The sequence below is a fragment of the Fimbriimonadaceae bacterium genome, from assembly GCA_019638775.1.
Taxonomy (GTDB): Bacteria; Armatimonadota; Fimbriimonadia; order Fimbriimonadales; family Fimbriimonadaceae; genus JAHBTD01.
Genome location: JAHBTD010000001.1, coordinates 761,500 through 778,456, shown reverse-complemented (window position 1 = coordinate 778,456; position 16,957 = coordinate 761,500). Strand labels below are relative to the sequence as shown.

16 protein-coding genes are annotated in these 16,957 nt (G+C 57.9%); 8 read left to right on the top strand and 8 right to left on the bottom strand.

Annotated features, from left to right (window positions below):
* The first annotated feature begins 49 nt into the window (after window positions 1-49).
* Entirely contained in the window at window positions 50-1,387 is a 1,338-nt protein-coding gene (locus KF784_03615) for a hypothetical protein (GenBank protein ID MBX3118127.1), read from the top strand.
* Here KF784_03615 and mntR read toward each other — a convergent pair.
* Complete coding sequence (mntR, locus tag KF784_03610) at window positions 1,384-1,782, bottom strand: manganese-binding transcriptional regulator MntR (protein ID MBX3118126.1); 399 nt, start codon at window positions 1,780-1,782, stop codon at window positions 1,384-1,386. The genes KF784_03615 and mntR overlap by 4 nt on opposite strands.
* A 134-nt stretch (window positions 1,783-1,916) precedes the next feature.
* Here mntR and KF784_03605 point away from each other — a divergent pair, with 134 nt between their 5' ends.
* The 4 genes from KF784_03605 (at window position 1,917) to KF784_03590 (ending at window position 5,761) form a co-directional block, all read left to right on the top strand.
* Window positions 1,917-2,795 (top strand): ATP-binding cassette domain-containing protein, encoded by an 879-nt coding sequence (locus tag KF784_03605; GenBank protein MBX3118125.1) that lies wholly within the window; start codon window positions 1,917-1,919, stop codon window positions 2,793-2,795.
* A complete protein-coding gene (locus tag KF784_03600; GenBank protein MBX3118124.1) occupies window positions 2,785-3,660 on the top strand; it encodes a permease-like cell division protein FtsX in 876 nt (291 codons plus the stop codon). Before KF784_03605 ends, KF784_03600 begins: the two co-directional genes overlap by 11 nt.
* On the top strand, window positions 3,657-4,823 hold the full coding sequence (locus KF784_03595; protein MBX3118123.1) for a peptidoglycan DD-metalloendopeptidase family protein: 1,167 nt from the start codon (window positions 3,657-3,659) through the stop codon (window positions 4,821-4,823). Before KF784_03600 ends, KF784_03595 begins: the two co-directional genes overlap by 4 nt.
* A 185-nt stretch (window positions 4,824-5,008) precedes the next feature.
* Window positions 5,009-5,761, top strand: coding sequence for a phosphodiester glycosidase family protein (locus tag KF784_03590; GenBank protein MBX3118122.1), 753 nt, complete (start codon window positions 5,009-5,011; stop codon window positions 5,759-5,761).
* A 195-nt stretch (window positions 5,762-5,956) separates the two neighbouring features.
* On the opposite strand, the gene KF784_03585 is transcribed toward KF784_03590, so the two are convergent.
* The 7 genes from KF784_03585 to recN form a co-directional block, all read right to left on the bottom strand.
* On the bottom strand, window positions 5,957-7,393 hold the full coding sequence (locus KF784_03585) for a VWA domain-containing protein (protein ID MBX3118121.1): 1,437 nt from the start codon (window positions 7,391-7,393) through the stop codon (window positions 5,957-5,959).
* Between the two features lie 13 nt (window positions 7,394-7,406).
* The gene (locus KF784_03580) at window positions 7,407-8,813 is read right to left on the bottom strand and encodes an FHA domain-containing protein (GenBank protein MBX3118120.1); all 1,407 of its coding nucleotides are present in this window, start codon (window positions 8,811-8,813) and stop codon (window positions 7,407-7,409) included.
* 2 nt (window positions 8,814-8,815) lie between these two features.
* Window positions 8,816-10,078 carry an FHA domain-containing protein gene (locus tag KF784_03575; protein ID MBX3118119.1) on the bottom strand — a complete coding sequence of 421 codons (1,263 nt, stop codon included), beginning with the start codon at window positions 10,076-10,078 and terminating at the stop codon, window positions 8,816-8,818.
* Window positions 10,075-11,625: an NAD(P)H-hydrate dehydratase gene (locus KF784_03570; protein ID MBX3118118.1), complete on the bottom strand. Its 1,551-nt coding sequence runs from the start codon at window positions 11,623-11,625 to the stop codon at window positions 10,075-10,077. Before KF784_03570 ends, KF784_03575 begins: the two co-directional genes overlap by 4 nt.
* A gap of 77 nt (window positions 11,626-11,702) precedes the next feature.
* On the bottom strand, window positions 11,703-12,260 hold the full coding sequence (locus KF784_03565; protein ID MBX3118117.1) for a SprT-like domain-containing protein: 558 nt from the start codon (window positions 12,258-12,260) through the stop codon (window positions 11,703-11,705).
* 9 nt (window positions 12,261-12,269) lie between these two features.
* Window positions 12,270-13,262: a hypothetical protein gene (locus KF784_03560; GenBank protein ID MBX3118116.1), complete on the bottom strand. Its 993-nt coding sequence runs from the start codon at window positions 13,260-13,262 to the stop codon at window positions 12,270-12,272.
* A 98-nt stretch (window positions 13,263-13,360) separates the two neighbouring features.
* Window positions 13,361-15,034, bottom strand: coding sequence for a DNA repair protein RecN (recN, locus tag KF784_03555; GenBank protein ID MBX3118115.1), 1,674 nt, complete (start codon window positions 15,032-15,034; stop codon window positions 13,361-13,363).
* 76 nt (window positions 15,035-15,110) lie between these two features.
* On the opposite strand from recN, the gene KF784_03550 reads away from it, so the two are divergent.
* The 3 genes from KF784_03550 to rpmF all read left to right on the top strand — a co-directional run bounded on the left by KF784_03550 (window position 15,111) and on the right by rpmF (window position 16,954).
* On the top strand, window positions 15,111-16,016 hold the full coding sequence (locus tag KF784_03550) for a cation transporter (GenBank protein MBX3118114.1): 906 nt from the start codon (window positions 15,111-15,113) through the stop codon (window positions 16,014-16,016).
* 551 nt (window positions 16,017-16,567) lie between these two features.
* On the top strand, window positions 16,568-16,735 hold the full coding sequence (gene rpmG / locus KF784_03545) for a 50S ribosomal protein L33 (protein MBX3118113.1): 168 nt from the start codon (window positions 16,568-16,570) through the stop codon (window positions 16,733-16,735).
* Between the two features lie 30 nt (window positions 16,736-16,765).
* On the top strand, window positions 16,766-16,954 hold the full coding sequence (gene rpmF, locus KF784_03540) for a 50S ribosomal protein L32 (protein ID MBX3118112.1): 189 nt from the start codon (window positions 16,766-16,768) through the stop codon (window positions 16,952-16,954).
* The last annotated feature ends 3 nt before the right edge of the window (window positions 16,955-16,957 follow it).

The window sequence follows — 16,957 nt, the reverse complement described above, 5'->3', positions numbered from 1 at the left end:
AATCGTGCTAATGTGAAATCGTTGCTTACTGAAGCAGCTAGGTGGTTTTATGCACCAGCGAAAGCGCATCGCGGTCTTTATTGTTTTGGGCGGATTCATCCTTGGGGGCGCCTATTTCGGCGTCCGATACAAAGAGGCAAAGCCCTATTTGGACAGACAGTCCACCCTTGAAGAAAAGCTTGCCAAGGCGGAGTCGCTTGGTGTGCCCCTCACCATGACGGCGCTCAAAGAGCGCTGGCCTGTCAAGCCTGAAGAGAATGCGGGCTTGCTCCTGCACAAGGCCATCCAGAGCATCGACGACGTGCCCAAGGACGTGCGCAAATCCCCCGCCGAGTTTCAGATCGTTCTCGACAAAAGGGAGCAGAGCAACCCCGAATTCCGCAAACAGTTCGCAACGCTTGACATCGCCCTGAACGAAGCCGTTCAAGCATCCTCCCGCCCCAAACTCGACTTTGGCCGCGATTGGGATTTGGGCTTCAAAGTAGACCTTGGCGACCTTGGCGATACCAAGCAGCTCGTGCGGTATCTCGGCGTTCGTGCTCAGCTTCGAGCGCTCGACGGCGATATTTCCGGCAGTTTGGAGGACTTTAAGGCGTGCTATCGGATCACGGGTCTGCTGGGGCAGGACCCCACCACGCTCGCCGTCACCACTCAGCTCACCACGATGGCGATTGTGGATGTTGCCGTCCAGAAGGCCTTGCCGCAGTTCGTCAAGACCGCTCCTGCGATGGTGGCGTTGCGCGATATCGTGGCAAGCGAACGTGCGACGCTGGATTGGTCGCGAGCACTCATCGGCGAGGCTTATCTTGGTATCGCCAGCATCCGCGCGGTGAACGATTGGAAGGATTACGCCTACCTCTATTCCGGCGATGCTGGACCCACCAATCCGTTCATGCAGATTCCAAAGTGGATCGCCAAAGACACGGTCAAGAACGCTTTCCTCTCGGAATACCTCACGGGACTCAACCAAGCTTTTGTTGCCGGGGGCAATCCTTGGCAACTCGCTTCGACCGTAACAGCGGTTGAGAGCTTAGCCCTGGATCGCTCGAACGGGAAACATCCCACAACCGCGATTCGCAGCATCCTCCTCCCGACCTTTCCCGTCGCCGACCATTCGTTCGACCGGACAAAGGCCGTTGGGCACTGCCTCAATGTCTTGCTCGACGTCTTTGTGTACCGCGCGCAAAAAGGCCGCTTCCCGACAAGCTTGGCGGAGGCGGGCATCAAGGATCTGGACCCGTACGAAAAAGGCAAGCTCGTCTATTCGGCAAGGCCCGACCGCGTCATGGTCTATAGCTTCGGCAAAGATGGGGTCGATGACGGCGCGGTGGGAAGAACCGGCGAAGGCGGAGGGTCTAAAGATATCGTCGTTTGGGCGCACCTTTAGCGACTCTTCATAAAGGCCCGCATCGCCGCCAATGTCTCCGCGCTCACGTGGTGCTCAATGCCTTCCGTGTCGGCTTCGGCAACGTCTGCCGGCACGCCGAGCGCTGTCAAAAAAGCCAAGACCAACTTATGCCGCTCGCGTGAAGAATCGGCGAGGGCCTTCCCCTTGTCGGTCAAAAAGATGCTCCGGTACGGTTCCGAAACCACCAGCCCTTCGCGCTTGAGCCGCTGAATCGACTTCGAAACGGTGACGTGGGAGATCCCGAGCCGGTCAGCAAGGTCGACAGCCCGGGCCTCGCCAGTCTCTTGGATGAGGCTGTCGATCAGTTCGCAATAGTCTTCCGCAATCTCGGTGCTGTGGTCTTCACGAGTGCGCTGATACCGGTTCTGTGTCATGGAGGCCAGTCCCACGCTGAACCACTATTATGGCCCCTTCAAGATCGGGCCGAAGGGCCGAAAAGTGAGTTTCCAGGTACGATCAAGCATCCCAGACCGTATGGGATTTAGGGGTAGGGACCTGTTCACAGACTATGTCGATCGCCTTTAAGAACGTCGAAGTGCAGTTCTCGGAGCTCGTGTTTGGGCTTCGGGGCGTCAACATCACGATTCAAGACGGCGAGTTTGTCTTTCTGGTGGGAAAAACCGGCGCCGGGAAGAGCACGATCCTCAAACTCATCACCCGCGAGACTCGCGAAACCAAGGGGCAAGTCCTCTTCCATGGGCGCGATCTGCGGCAGGTCAGCGAGTGGGATATCCCCGCGCTCCGACGTCAAATGGGGATTGTTCCCCAAGACTTTGCCCTCCTTCCGCGCAAGCGCGTTTGGGAGAACGTCGCTTACGCAATGCGCGCAATCGGGGCCACCAAGCGTGAGGTCCGTCGCCGAGTGCCGGATATTCTGGAGATGGTGAACATAGGCCACCGGGCCGACGCCTTTCCCCACGAGCTTTCCGGCGGTGAGCAGCAGCGCGTTGCCATCGGGCGAGCTTTGATCAATAACCCCAAACTTCTCATCGCCGACGAGCCCACAGGTAACCTCGATCCTGCCCACAGTTGGGAGATCATGGAGTTGTTGGTACAGCTCAATCTTCGCGGAACCACCGTCATCGTCGCAACCCACGACATGATGGTTGTCGAGAAGATGGACATGCGAATCGTTACGATGGACCACGGCAAAGTGATAAACGACATCCCGCGTGGCTCCTCGCAGCAACTTTTGGCCGTCGTGCCGCCCGCCGAGCCTGCCGAGGCCACCCCCAAGACACCGCGCGAACCCGCTCGCCTCCCCGAAGAAGGCGCTCAATCCGAACTGTTTAACGGGCATTCGACAGCCGTGGTCGTTGGCGACCCCGAGCCTCCGGTGGAAGCTGCTCCTCAAACCGAAGCCGAGGAGGAAAGCAGTGCTGGATAGAATCGCATTCCTGATCGGAGAAGCCGCCATGGCCCTGCGCCGAAACGGTTGGATGACGTTTGCTGCCGTTTCGACCGTCGCGGTATCGCTCTTTCTGGTGGGCGGTTTAGGCTACGGCTATATCAAGATCGACGAATACGCCAAGCGCATCGGGGGCACATTCGAGATTCGGGCGTACCTACAAGACGGCGTCGAGAAGGAAGCCATCTCCGCCACTGCCCAAAAGCTCCGCAAGATGCCAGGGGTCAAGTCGGTTACTTGGGTGCCCCGAGACCACGCTTGGGAGAAGATGCAGAAGGAGCTTGGCACGGCCTACAAGGATATCGAGAACCCCCTGCCCGACTCCTACAAGGTCATCCTCAGCGATGTCTCCCAAGGGCCAGCCGTCGCAGCCGAATTGAACAAGGTGAAAGAGCTCCAAGATGTCGCCTACGACGAAAACGTTCAAGGATTCCTAACCAATATCCAAACCGCCATCAAATGGCTCGGATTTACCCTCGTCGCGTTGATGGTCCTGACTGCCGGAGTCCTCATTTTTAACGCGATCCGGCTCACCATCGTGGCAAGGCGGAGAGAGATCCGCATCATGCAGCTTGTCGGTGCGCCCTACTTGATGGTGCGGATTCCTTTCTTGATCGAGGGCGCGGTCCAAGGACTTGTGGGAGGATTAATCGGTACCCTTATACTCATGCCCTGCCATGATCTCATCGCCGCAAGGGTCTCCGAAATCCAGTTCGGTGAAGCCGCTTCGTTCCCCTTTGCAACCATGGCAACGGTGCTCATGGTCTGCGGTGGACTGTACGGGCTGATCTGTTCTGCCTTGGCTGTGGCGGGCCCGATGAAGCTTGAAAGAGGTGCGGCATGAAACGGTTGACCCTCCTCTTCACCGTTTTTGCCCTCGTTGGCGTTCTCCTCGCCATTGCCGCGGCCCAACAAAAGCCTACACCAACAAAAAGTACGCCCAGCGCATCCGAAGGCGAACTCAAGAACGATCTCAACCGGCTGGAGAACAAACGCACCGAAGCAAGCCGTGAGCTCAACCGAACGCGCAAAGCCGTCCGGGCGGTTCGTGGAGACATCAACCAGATCGATAATCGCCTGGGCAAGCTTGAGGACGACCTTTCCTACACCGTCAACTCTCTGAACAAGGGGATTTCTGAGCAGGCACGACTGAAAAAGGAGCTTGAGCAAGCCACCGTCGAACTGGGCAACACCAAAGAGAAGCTCCGGTCAAGGCTGAAGTGGATGTATATGCACGGCGATGCCGCCGCCGTATCCGTACTCGCCAAAGCTAAAAACTTCGGCGACTTTGCCTCGCGCAGCTACACGATCAAACGCATCGCCGCCGCCGACCGCCGACTGTTTGAAGACTACAAAGACCTTCAGGCCAGCATCACCAAGAAGAAGCAGCGCCAAGACCAGTTGGTCGTCGAAGTCCGCGATCTCAAGAGTCGACAAGAGAGCCAACAGGTCGATCTTAAGTCGGCGAGGAACGACAAGGCGTACGTGCTTGGGGAGCTGCGCGACAAGCAGCAAGACCTCGAAAAGCTGGTTCGGCAGCTTGATGCCGAAGCCGCTTCAATCACCGCTCAGATCAACGCTTACAACAACTCCTCAGGACGCACCAATAACCTTCAACCGTTCAAAGGCAAGTTCTCCAGCCCCGTCGCCGGACGTGTGACGAGCGGCTATGGGATGAGGCATCACCCCATCCTAAAGCGTAATCGTCTTCATGCCGGGATCGACTACGGCGCAAAGAGTGGCACCCCCATCAAAGCCGCCGCCGACGGCGTTGTCATCACCTCTCAATACTCAAACGGCTACGGAAACATGGTCGTCATCGACCACGGCGGCAACATCTCGACCCTCTATGGACACTGCTCGAAGGTGTATGTGAAAGCTGGCCAGAAGGTCTCTCGCGGAGAGAAGATCGCGGCAGTAGGCTCAACCGGACTTGCCACCGGTCCCCACCTCCATTTCGAGGTTCGGGTGAACGGAAAGCCCGTGAATCCGGCAGGCTGGCTGTAGATTCGGTAGAATTTACAGAACCCCCGACGCGGATAAAACGTCAGACCTGTCACAAATACGGATACAGAATCCGTAGAAGCCCCTGAGGATTAACTTAGGCTTGGCAGTTCCGCATATTCTTCGGTAGAGCACGCGGAAGCTCCCGATTTCTCGACGCATCTGCCTCGGCGGACTAGGACAGCCCAATGATCGCATTATTGACCGCATGTGTACTCGCAACCCCGGCCCCGCCGGTGGCCTCCCCGATCGCCTATGAGAAGGTGAAGATCGGCAAGGCGACGTACCATGTCGTCACAGCAAACCTAAAGTCGGGCCGAGTTGCAGCAGAAACGGTCCACTGGCCCAAGTTGACCTCGGTGTGGAATCTCATCTCGAAGTCAAAGCCCAGCGCAGCGATCACAGGCACTTTCTTCGCTTACGATTCCCAAAGGCCCGTCGCCGATGTCCTCGTGGATGGCGAACTGCTCTCGATGGGTTCTTTAGGGACGGCAATCGCCGTCGATTGGTACGGAAAGGTCACCATCTTCGATATCCCGAAGTCGCAAAAAGTTGACTGGGGTCTCTATCGGTACGGACTTCGCGGGACTGTAAGAGTCGTGACCAACGGCAAGGTGCAACCCAATCCCCAAGCTCAAAAGTTCAAAGACAAACGTCTCTGGGGCAAGGCTGCGCGCACCGGTATCGGCGTGACGACTGCGGGCAAGCTGCTTCTGATCGCCACAACCAACCAGGTTTCATTGACCGAACTCGGTCAAGCCATGACATCGCGTAAGGTCAAAAACGGGATCAGCCTTGATGGTGGCGGCTCCACATGCCTCTACTTCAAGGGCAACCTTGTGGTGCCGACCAGCCGCCCGCTCAACAATATGTTCTTGGTCCGCGAAGTCTCTGAAGGCTTCGATTACGGCGACTTCGGCGGCGGAACTGCGAGGCAGTAGGGATCGGTGATTGTGGATTGTGGATTGTAGATTGGTGATTGTGGATTGTAGATTGCCGAAAGCCGCTGGCTGATTGCTGATCGCTGATAGCTGATAGCCGATAGCCGATAGCCGATAGCTGATTGCTGATAGCCGATAGCTGATAGCCGATAGCCGATAGCCGATCACCGATCTCCGATCTCCGATCTCCGATCCCTAATTACTCTTCTTGCCCTGATCCAGGTTCAACATCGTCCCAATCAGCGTCTTCTCGGCTCCGCCGGTATCGCCCGACTGGATTGCCCTAAGCGCCATCGTAACCTCTTGAGCTTCGGCAGTACGGCCCTCGTTGAGCAAGAGCATCTGCGTCTTTTGCAGCTCGGAAACCGCGCCCATCGCCGTAATCTGCCCGGTCTTCAAGCCCATGATCGTCTTTTCAACGACGCGCGATGCGGCCTGAATGTCCGCCGCTTGACGCACTCGCGCATGCACCGGAGCGCCATAGCGAGCCGCGTCAGCCGTGAACTCCATGACGAGATCAATGTCGATGGTTTCCGTCCGTCCGGTAAGGCAGTCGTCATAGGTCAGCTTTCCGCCCGCCGCGCGATAGTGCCCAAGTGGGTGGTTTGGAAACTCCAGGTCGATGACTTGCTGCATGGTCGTCCCACGCTCAATATCCACCATCTGCAAGGAATAGTCCCTGTCGCCAGCGCCGACGGGCTGCGGCTGCGTCGAGCGCATCTTCACCCATCTCGCGAGCTTGAAGTCGAGTTTGAGGTTGCGCGCAACCACCGTCATCAGCTTTTCAAGCTCCGTGCGGAAGATCTCAGGGATCAGTTCCGGTCTCGGGATGTAGTAATAGTTTCCGCCTGCCTTCTTCGCCATCGAGGCAATCAACTCTTCGTTGTAGTCCGGTCCAAACCCAAGGAACGTAACCGTTACGCCCCGATTCTTGATCTCAGCAGCATGGGAAACCAGCGATTGAAAATCCTTAATCCCGGCGGTCGGGTCACCGTCCGTGAGGACGACCAAGCGCGTTGCCCGACCAGGGTCTTGAACCTGAAGCACTTGCTGCACGGCAAGGGCAAGGCCATCGTAAAGGTTGGTGGTGTTTCCGGCCTGCAGGCGCGAAATTCCCTCTTTGACGGGCTGCTTTTGGGTCACGCGCTGCGGAGGCATCAGCACATCCACTGTCTCCTCAAAGGTGACAATGCTGAGGATATCGTCCGGCCCCAAGAGGTCGACGACAAAGTTACACGCCTGCTTGACGTACTCCAGCGGCGTCCCCTCCATCGAGCCCGAACGGTCGATGACGAGGCAAAGGTTCATCGGTGTTCGTGCGCCTGAGGAGTAACCGAGCGCTTGCCCAGGATCGCCGGGTGTAATGAACTCGACCAAAAACTGCTCGCGCGCCGGTCCGTTTGCCATGGTGGCGGTGCGGCTTGGCGTTACTGTAACCGTCAGCGCCTTTTGTCCAGGCGCAAGTCCACCGACGGTGCTGCCCATCGCAGCGGTACGGTTGGGGTCAAACGCCGTGGGTGCAGCGCCAATCGCCGTCTTGTTCGGGTCGAACGACGGCATGGCTTGCGTCTTCATCGGGTCGCCGTAGCTGGGCACGGAGCCAATAACGGTTTTGTTCGGATCGGAGTTCATGGATGGGTTTGCCTCATTCAAGTCGGAAGGTGGTAACACCTATTCTGACGGTATCGCCAGGTCGGATCGTTGCTTGCTGTTGAATACGTTGATCGTTGACGAACGTTCCGTTCGTACTGCCAAGATCGGTGACAACGACCCCATTTGGCGTAAACGAAAAGGTCGCATGCTTGCGTGATGCCATGGTGTCGAAGCTCAGTCCGATGCCTGCGGCTTCTCTGCCTGCTTCAATCATCTGCCCAATGGGGAAGCGATTTCCCAGCAGCGGTCCCGAGATCGCCACAAGGGTCGGCGTCATGGGTTGCCCGGGGGCCACTTGGGTTGCGTTTTGCGGGCCTGGCTGCATCATGGTCGGTTGGCTCGTGGGTTGGTTGCCAAAGATCGACCCCGGCTGCCCCACGGGTTGTGGCATTGGTGCAGGTTGCTGCCCATGTGCCGGATTGTAGGCGGCCTGTGATCGGTACTGCTCAGAAGCTCGCTGAGGAGCCGAACCCGCCCGAAGCTGAAAAATGAGCACGTTTTGCCCAACTTGGATTTGGGCTCCGTCGAAGAGCGGGGCTTGGGTGACCTTTTGACCGTTCAAGAAAGTCCCCAACGGAGTCCCCGAATCCATCAAAATGTAGTTGTCGCCGACCTTGGCGATGCAGGCGTGGAGCGGTCCGATGTTTGAGTCGCCAAAAAGCGGCACATGTGCGCCCTCACTGCGCCCGATATAGGTGCGCTGAGCGTCCACCACCCACTCTTTCCCCTCATTGCGCCCAAGGTTCAGCCGTAGCCAAGCCGTTCTCACCACCCGGTCGAGAACGCCCATAAAGAGCCCGATAAACAAGGGCATCAGAATGGAGTAAAGCGCACGTGGGACGATGCCCGTCTCGGTTGTCCGCTGCGTGACGCCATCGACGACCCTTTCGGTGCCGCCTTTAATCTGCACGATGAAGTCGCCAAGGAGAAGCGCCAAAGGATCAAACAGAATTCCCGCGATTGCGCCCCCGATAAGCCCACCAAGAACGCCAACGACAATGCGTCTACCCGTCGCTCCCGCAAGCCCAACTCCCGCGCCGATGCACGCGCCAAGCAGACTCAGGGCCACCGCGCGGGTTAGCATGCGTACGACAAACTGGTCGGGTGTGGTGGCGTAGACGGCCCCTGCAATGCTGTGCCCAAGCACCGCTGCTACTGCTCCGCAAAGCGCACCCAGGAGGCCCATGCGAATAAGGTGCGTTTTGCTGCCTTGAGCCCAGCCATTGGTCGCTCCCAGGGCAAAGCCCACGAGAACGCCGAGAGTAAGCATCAGCCAGCGTTCATTCTGAGCCCACGCCCCCTTATCTGCTGCAGACGCAGGGAACTGGGGCTCCCAAATCATCCACGCGATGAGGCCGCCGACTGCCGCTATGAACGCCTTAAAGAAGATCTGCCTCATGGCTATACTTCGAATCGGAAACGTACCGAGCCAAACTGCACAGAGTCACCCGGTTTTAGTTCAACTTCGTCATGAAGTTGGACGCCGTTCACAAACGTGCCGTTCGTACTTCCCGTGTCCTTCACCGTGATGCGCTGTCCGCTACATGTAATCTCGGCATGATTCCGAGATACCGTAGATTCACCGGCAAGAAGCACCGCGTGGGCTCCCTCACGCCCGACGGTGAACTCTCCATCGGTGATCGTGAAAAGCTGTCCGTTTTCACCCACAAGCCTAGGGTCGAAGATCGGCGCTCCGCCCTGAACGATGGGCGATCCCGCTGTTGAAGAGGAAGCAGAGGTCGGGGGGAGGGGGGCTCCCAGACTCGGGTCGCCATCGTCAAGCACGATCTTTTGCGGTGGTGGCGGAACAAGCGGAGTCGGCGCTTGCACCTGGGCGGCTGGGTCCATGCTCGGATCGCCACCTTTTGGAGTCGAGACACCAAGCTGGTCAAGCTTGCTTTGAACAAGCGTCGGGTTGTTCTTGAACCACTTCAGGACAAAGAAGATAGCTACCACTGCCCCTGCAAGCACCATCAGATAGATAACGAGTTTGCCGATGGGGCTGCTGGTGTCCTTGCCCTCGTCCGGCTTTTCTCCACCGCCTCCGGTCTTCGCGCCACCTGTCGCATCAGGCTTGATTGTGGTGACGGGATCGCTAATGGAGACCACCAGGGTCACTTCCGGCTTTGACCGTTTCAGAGCAATGTCAAACGATTGCTTGAGCGGGTCCATCGTTTTATCGCCCGACTTGTAAGTGACAGCAGCTTTCAAGGTCCCCGGCATAAGCCCATAAACAACGATCTGCCCATTGCTCCCAGAATCCAAAATCTGGTCGATACCCCTTGCGCCGTCTGCAATCTTCACCGATGCCGATTCCACCCGTTCCCCCTTGTGTTCGATGCGAATCGTTACAAGGCCAAGAAGCGTGAAGTCTTCCGGCTTGATCTCCCACTTCGAGCCAAGTTCGGTTAGCTTCTTCGCGGCGATGTTGTTGGTCTCTTCGTCAAGGACCCAAAGCTTCGTCTCAGGCCCAGTCGAAGAGGCCTTCATCTCAAACTCAGTACCGCTAAAGCTCAACGAATCGGTCGGTTCGCCAGTGGGTGGCGTCTCACTCACCCAAACCATCCGATGCCCAGGAGTAGGCATCGTGAGCTTGATCGTGGTTTGAGCGAAGGCGCAAACAGAAAGGCCAAACAGCACTGTCAGGATTACGGGGAGTCTCACGTTGATGTAATGGTAGCACGGGCTTTGGGCAAAGCGTCTGCGACTTCTGACGCCGTGTAGCCAATTGCCCCGATCTGTCTCGCGCATAAATCGCCCGCAAGCCCGTGCCAATACATGCCGCACACCGCTGCCTCGTAGCTCGATAACCCTTGCGCGAGCAGGGTAGCGATCACTCCGCTCAGAACATCGCCCATGCCCGCAACCGCCATTCCTGGATTGCCTGTGGTGTTGACAAATGTGGGCTCATCCCCCTCCGCAACTAAGCTGTAAGCCCCCTTCAGAAGCACGGTTTTCTCAAACTGCTTAGCAGCCTGCCTCACAAACGCAAAGCGTGCAGCCTGTATCTCAGTAGCCGACACCGACATCATGCGGCCCATCTCTCCAGGGTGCGGCGTCAGGACACAGGGAGCTTTGGGCAGTTTGACGCCCACGCTCACCGCATTGAGCGCGTCGGCATCGATTACAGACGGAACCTCCCAATATTTCCAAAGATCGCTTTGGAAGAGCCGAACCGTCTGGGTCATCGAAAGCCCAGGCCCGAAGACCGCGCTGTCGTACTTCCGAGTCTCGTCCATCACAACCGAAACCGCCTCCGGCGAGACCGCGCCGCGCATTTCAGGCAAGGGGAGAAGGATCGCTTCGGGGAGGTGCTTAGCTACCGACTCGCAGACCGATGACATCGCCGCGACCGTGACTAAACCCGCGCCCGCGCGATAAGCCGCCGTCGCGGCAAGCGTTGCTGCCCCCGGCATGCGCGGGCTGCCAGCAACAATCAGGACAGATCCATTCGCACCCTTGTGGCTGTTTCTGCCTCGCGATGGAAGTCTCTCACCGACCCATTGCCGCTCGACAGTTCGTGAACTTCTGGGTTCATGAAGAAGCGCAGGCGGAAATCCAATGTCTGCGACATCCCAAATACCGCTCTCCTCGGCCCCAACGTTCTGAAAGAGAAACGGCTTTGGGGTTCCAAAAGTCACCGTCCGCTTCGCGCGAACGTTCACTCCAAGACTCTGGCCCGTATCGCAATCGATGCCCGAAGGGATGTCCACCGAAAGCACAGGCACACCCGATTCGTTGATCGCGAAAATCGCATCAAGCAGAATCCCCTCGATGTTGCCTCTCGCACCTGTGCCTAGGAGTGCGTCCACGATCAGGCTTGCTTCCCTGAGCTTGAGAAGATGGGGGCGATAAATAGGGTCATCGACGAAGATGGGTTGGACTCCAATCTCAATTGCCGTATCGCATTGCTCGTGTGCATCTTTGCTGAGTTCTTTCTGACTGGCAGCCACAAGGCAGACAACCTCGAAATCCGCTCCGTATGCCAGACGAGCAGCGACAAGTCCATCGCCACCGTTGTTGCCCTTGCCGCAAACGAAAACGATCTTGCTTCTTGGCGGCACCATCTCCCGCAATGCTTCAAAGACGGCTTGCCCTGCTCGTTCCATCAGCGTTTGTACAGGAATGCCAAACTCATCCCGCGCTCGTCGATCAAGCTCGCGGGATTCTTCGGCGTTGCAAATCCACGGACAGATAGGATGTTCGCCCATCGCACTTATGCTGACACATGGCGACACCGGCTTCAACTCGGCACAAAGGGGAGCAGACGATGACAAGGAGCCAGCGACTACTGGTCTTCCATCTTCTCGGCCCACGCAAACTTGACAACCCCACCGCATTTGGCGTGCAGGTACTTCCGACGCCCCGGCAGCTTTCGCTTGCGCACAATCGTAATGCCGCACTTGCCGCAAACATAGCCCACGCGCTGACGGCTTTGATTTCGCTTTGCCGGATACCGATGGTAGATTTCGGGCGCTTCCCCCAAGTCAGACATGGCCTGTCGCCACGCCTTGCCATGCCCAGTGGCGCGTCGTCCGTGCCGTGCGACGGCAAGAAGATGCGCGTATTCGTGCTTCAGGGTGCGCTCGACCTTCTCCAGCGAATCAAGCAGGATGGAGCTGAGACTAATCTTTCCTTCAGAGGTGTGGGCAAGGCCGGCGGTCACCCGCAGCTTCTTCCAAGCAACGGTGGGTCGATAGCCCATTGGAAACTCAGCGCAAAGACGGTCGAGCAGATAGACCGCATACTCTTCGATGCCTTCCGGCTCTTCACGCGAGTCAAGATCGAGGGATAACTGGGCGCTCTTTTCCGGAGCCTTCACCAATCGACTCAAGAGTTTGCGCACGGGCATTGTTTAAAATCCGATTTTGCCGAGCATCCCGCCACCAACGTCGGACGTGATGCTGAACCACTTTGCTGTATCGTATTTGCTGCAGATGTCGCCGAGCTTGCGGTCAGAACTCCGGGCCGGTCGCCCAATCCTCGAGTCGCTCGTGCCCTGCAGCTTCATCAGCGTTCGCAAAGCTCCCTGTCGATCCGACTCGGCGTTTTCAACAGACTTCACGATTTCGAGGATCATTGCCCCCGTCTCCCTCAAAACCTTGTCGTAATCGTTTCTCAGCGACACACACTCGGCAGGCGGCGACACAGCCAAGAATTCGTCATTCAAGCGGTTCCACTTGCGTCGATTCCCCTCAAAGGTGTTCACGGCTTGCTTCGCGGTATCGATGTTCTCCTGAGTCGTAACGCCTTCATCGGTGTCATCCAAAAGCCGCTGAAGATCAGCCATCGAGCCACCCAACTGCAGCTCGGTCATCTGCATCATCGCCGCTGCCAACTGATCCCGAGTCATGTCGGTGCGCTTCTGTTCGATGCGCTCAAGGTGCTCTAACCAACGCCGGATGTCATCGGGCATCAGCTTGCGGTCATCGGTAGAGGGAAGAACCGGCCCTCCGGGAGTGCCATCTGCCCGCATGAGTGGACTGGACCCGTTTGCTCCTTCGGCGCGCAGCGCAGAACCGTCGAGGCTGCTGCCCTCCGCGCCTAAAGCGGAGGAATCGATGGAAGACCCCGATGCCTGCAAAGTGCTGAGGTTTGCATGGGAGCCCTGCGCGCTCAGTGTTTCGAGGTCCTGTTTCTGGCTCGATTGGCGCAAAATGCCCGAAGCGTTCAGCGCAAAAGCCATCACTGCAACGACGAGCACACCCACGATAATGCCCGCTGTTCCGGCCCATCGTTTGGGCTGGCCGGAATGCGCTGGCATCGGCATGGGCATCGCTTGCGTGTGGACACCAGGAGCGGGCTGGAACTGCTTGGTAGGCTGGGCAATCACGGTGCCACAGTGCATACAAAAGGCAGCTTGTCCTGGAACGGCTTTGCCGCAGCTCGGGCAATTCATAGTGTTTCTAACGCTTTTCAGCGCTCTCCCATTCTATTATTGGCGATTTATCCGCGGGCTTGTTCCATCAGCATCTCTTTTGCGTGGATAATCGCCGATTCGCTAATCGTCTCTCCGCCGATCATGCGGGCAATCTCCTCCACCCGCTCTTGCTCGCTGAGCGCGACGACCCGCGTTGCAACCCGACCGCGCTCTTCGAGCTTCTCAATTCGAAGCTGTGAGCTCGCCCGGCTTGCGATCTGCGGCACGTGGCTAATCACAACTACTTGATAGTGAGTCGAAAGGGCCTCCAGCTTGCGGGCAACCACCGCTGCCGCCCTCCCCCCAAGGCCAGAATCCACCTCGTCGAAGATGAGCGTGGGCACTCCAGCTTTCCCCGCCAACACCGTCTTTAAGGCAAGCATCACCCGCGACATTTCGCCGCCGCTGGCGATCTTTGATAAGGGGCGTAACGGCTCGCCCAAGTTCGCCGAGAAGGTGTATTCGACCGCGTCTGCCCCGGTTGCATCCGGCTCTTTCGCCTCGATCTTCACTTCAAACTTCGCTTTCTCCATCGCGAGATCGTGCAACTCCGTCGCGACGAGCGAGGCGAAGGTCTTCGCTTTCTCCTTGCGTACCCTTGTCAATTCGTCGCAGGCCTTCGTAAGCTCAGCCTTCGCCCCGGATAAGGACTCTGTCAACTCCACCTCGGAGGACTCGTCCCCTTCCAATAGCTGCAACTCCCGACTCGCCGAATCCAGAAACTCTAGCACCAACTCCTCGTCGTCGCCATATTTCTTGAGAATCCGCTTGATCGTGTCGATGCGGGCGGCAGTGTTTTCAAGGACTTCGGGATCGGATTCCAGCGCCTCGGCATAGGCTCGAAGGTCGTGCATGCCATCCTCCAGCAAATAGAGAGCGCTGCGAATCGGCTCGATGCGAACCTCCAAATCGGGATCGAAAGTGGCAGCCTCCTCAAGCTCACGCACAGACACGCGCAGCCGGTCCAAAGCATTCCCTTCGTCTTCGGCAAGCGATTGCAGCCCCCCTCGGCAGGCCGCTGTGAGCTTTTCGACATGCTTCAGGCGTCCAAGGAGGGATTCCATCTCAGCGAGCTCTCCTGGGCGAATCTGGGCTTGTTCGATCTCCTCAACCTGAAACCGCAGCATATCGACGCGCTGCTCACGTTCGCGCTGCCCCGTGCGCAACGCCCGCAACCGACTCTCAAACTCTTGTACCCGCGTATGCCGCTCACGAATCGTGGATTGAAGACCAACAGCTTGCTCCCCAATCCACGCATCCAAAAACTCCAGATGCCTTTCCGGGTGAAGGAGACTTTGATGGTCGTGCTGTCCGTGCAGGTCCACCAAAAGCTGCCCGATCTGCTTGAGCATGGAGACGGGGATCGTGCGTCCGGCGATGCGGCACTGCGAGCGCCCCTCCGCATAAAGCTCCCGCTGAACGAACAGGCCGCCGTCTTCAAGTTCGATCCCCAACTCTCGCAACCGTTCGACAATGAAGGGACGGTGGGTGAGATCGAAGACCACCGAAACCATCGCCCGAGACGCCCCCGCCCGAACCAGCTCGGCATCGGCCCTCGCTCCAAGCGCAAGCTCGATGGCATCCACGAGCAGCGATTTGCCTGCGCCAGTTTCACCGGTAAGCACGGTAAAGCCTGAGCCGAACGACAGAGTCGCCCGCTCAATGATTGCGATGTTCTCGACGCTAAGTTCGGTGATCATGGACGTTGGAGTCTTGAAGTTAGGACGCGGCTTTCCTCCCTACGGATTCTATCTGTGCGGGTGTCAGAATAACCGTATGCAGCGGGAAAGCGTCCGAACGGCTCAGCGCGCAGCGATGCTTTCCGTGCTCGCGACCACGATTGTCGTGATCGTCAAGGTCCTCGCCGCGATCCTCAGCGGCTCGATCTCCGTCCTTGCCGAGGCTCTGCAGTCGTCCGTTGACATCTTGATGGCGGTGATCACGCTGGTCGCCATCCGCTATGCGGCGCTTCCGCCCGATCCAAGCCATCCCTACGGACACGGCAAAGCCGAATTCCTCTCCAGTGCATTCCAGATGCTCATCATCTTGGGTTCGGGGATCTTTATTCTGTGGGCATCTGTGCAAAGGCTGATGCATCCCGAGCAGATTAAGTGGGGCTGGGGCGCAGTCGCCATGGGCTACACAATCGTGTCCAATACGCTTGTTGCAATCTATCTGAAGCGGCTCGGGCGAAAGCAGCAGTCGCAGGCCCTACTCGCCGAGGCGACCCATCTCCGAGCCGACACCATTGCATCCGCCGGCGTGCTCGTAGGAGTTCTCCTTGTTGGACTCACGGGATATGCCGTCCTCGACCCTGTAGTCGCGATCCTTTTCACCATCGCGACGATGGCGATTGCCCTGTATCAACTGAAATCTATACTGCACCCGCTCATGGACGGCGCCCTGCCGGAATCGGAAATCGTCGAACTGAAGCGCGTTTTGCTGGAACACCCCGAGGCCAAAGGATTCCACAACCTGCGCACCAGGCTCGTCGGTGCCGTCCGATACGTTGACCTCCACGTCATGCTCGACGACAACCTCCCCTTTGTCCGAGCTCACGAACTCGCCGAAGAGCTTGAAGACGAGATGCGGGCTGTGTTGGGCGGGGCAGTGGTGACCATCCACTACGAGCCGTATGAATCGGAAATTGCCCACCGTGCCCGAGAGCATGTGGAGGAGTGAGGAGGCAACTCCTCCTCCCAAGGCCGAAGGGAATCCCCTCTCCCTTGATGGGAGAGGGACAGGGGAGAGGGTGACGAAAAGCACGGACCTGCAGAGAACAGCAATCCGGCGCCCCCGGGCTCCTCACATCACGTCACAGCCTCTGAAAGAAGGAATCCCCTCTCCCTTGATGGGAGAGGGGCAGGGGGAGAGGGTGACGAAAAGCACGGACCTGCAGCGAACTGAAGCCAAGGGCAATCAGGCTTGGCGGACAGACAGCTCTATACCAATCACCCTCACCCCGTTCGCTTCGCTTACGGACCTTTCCGCCTTCGCCTTGCTCAGTCGGAGCCACCGTCAAGGGGGAGGATGCTCCTCGCCCCCTCGACTTAGACCAAGCGCGTGGCACAGGCTCTCGCTCCCACCTGAGACCTCCCCCAATCCAAAATCCAAAATCTAAAATCGTAAATCCAAAAATCCAGCCCCTCCTCCTAGGCCCCTTGAATTTACTTCGGCGAACCTTCCATAATTGACGGGCCGAAAAGTCGGTTTTAACCCAAGAGGGGATTCCCATGGCAAAGAAGGGCGAAGCTCGAGAAATCATACGGTTGGTCTGTACAGAAGACGGTAAGAACTATTACACGACCACCAAGAATAAGCGGAACACGACGGAGCGATTGGAACTCAACAAGTACAATCCCAGACTCCGCAAGATGACCCTGCACCGCGAAAAGAAGTAAGCCAGGGAGCAAGAACAAAAGAGGTTTATCATGCCGAATCCAAAACGCCGACACAGCCACCAGCGAACAGCCCTGCGCCGAACGCACTACACCACGGAGATGCCCGAAATCGCCGTGAACAAGCAGTCCAGCGGAGAATCGCACTATCGATATCACTTCGCAACTCCGGACGGTTACTACAAGGGCCGACGCCTGCCCGGTTTCAAGGACCGCCACTAAACA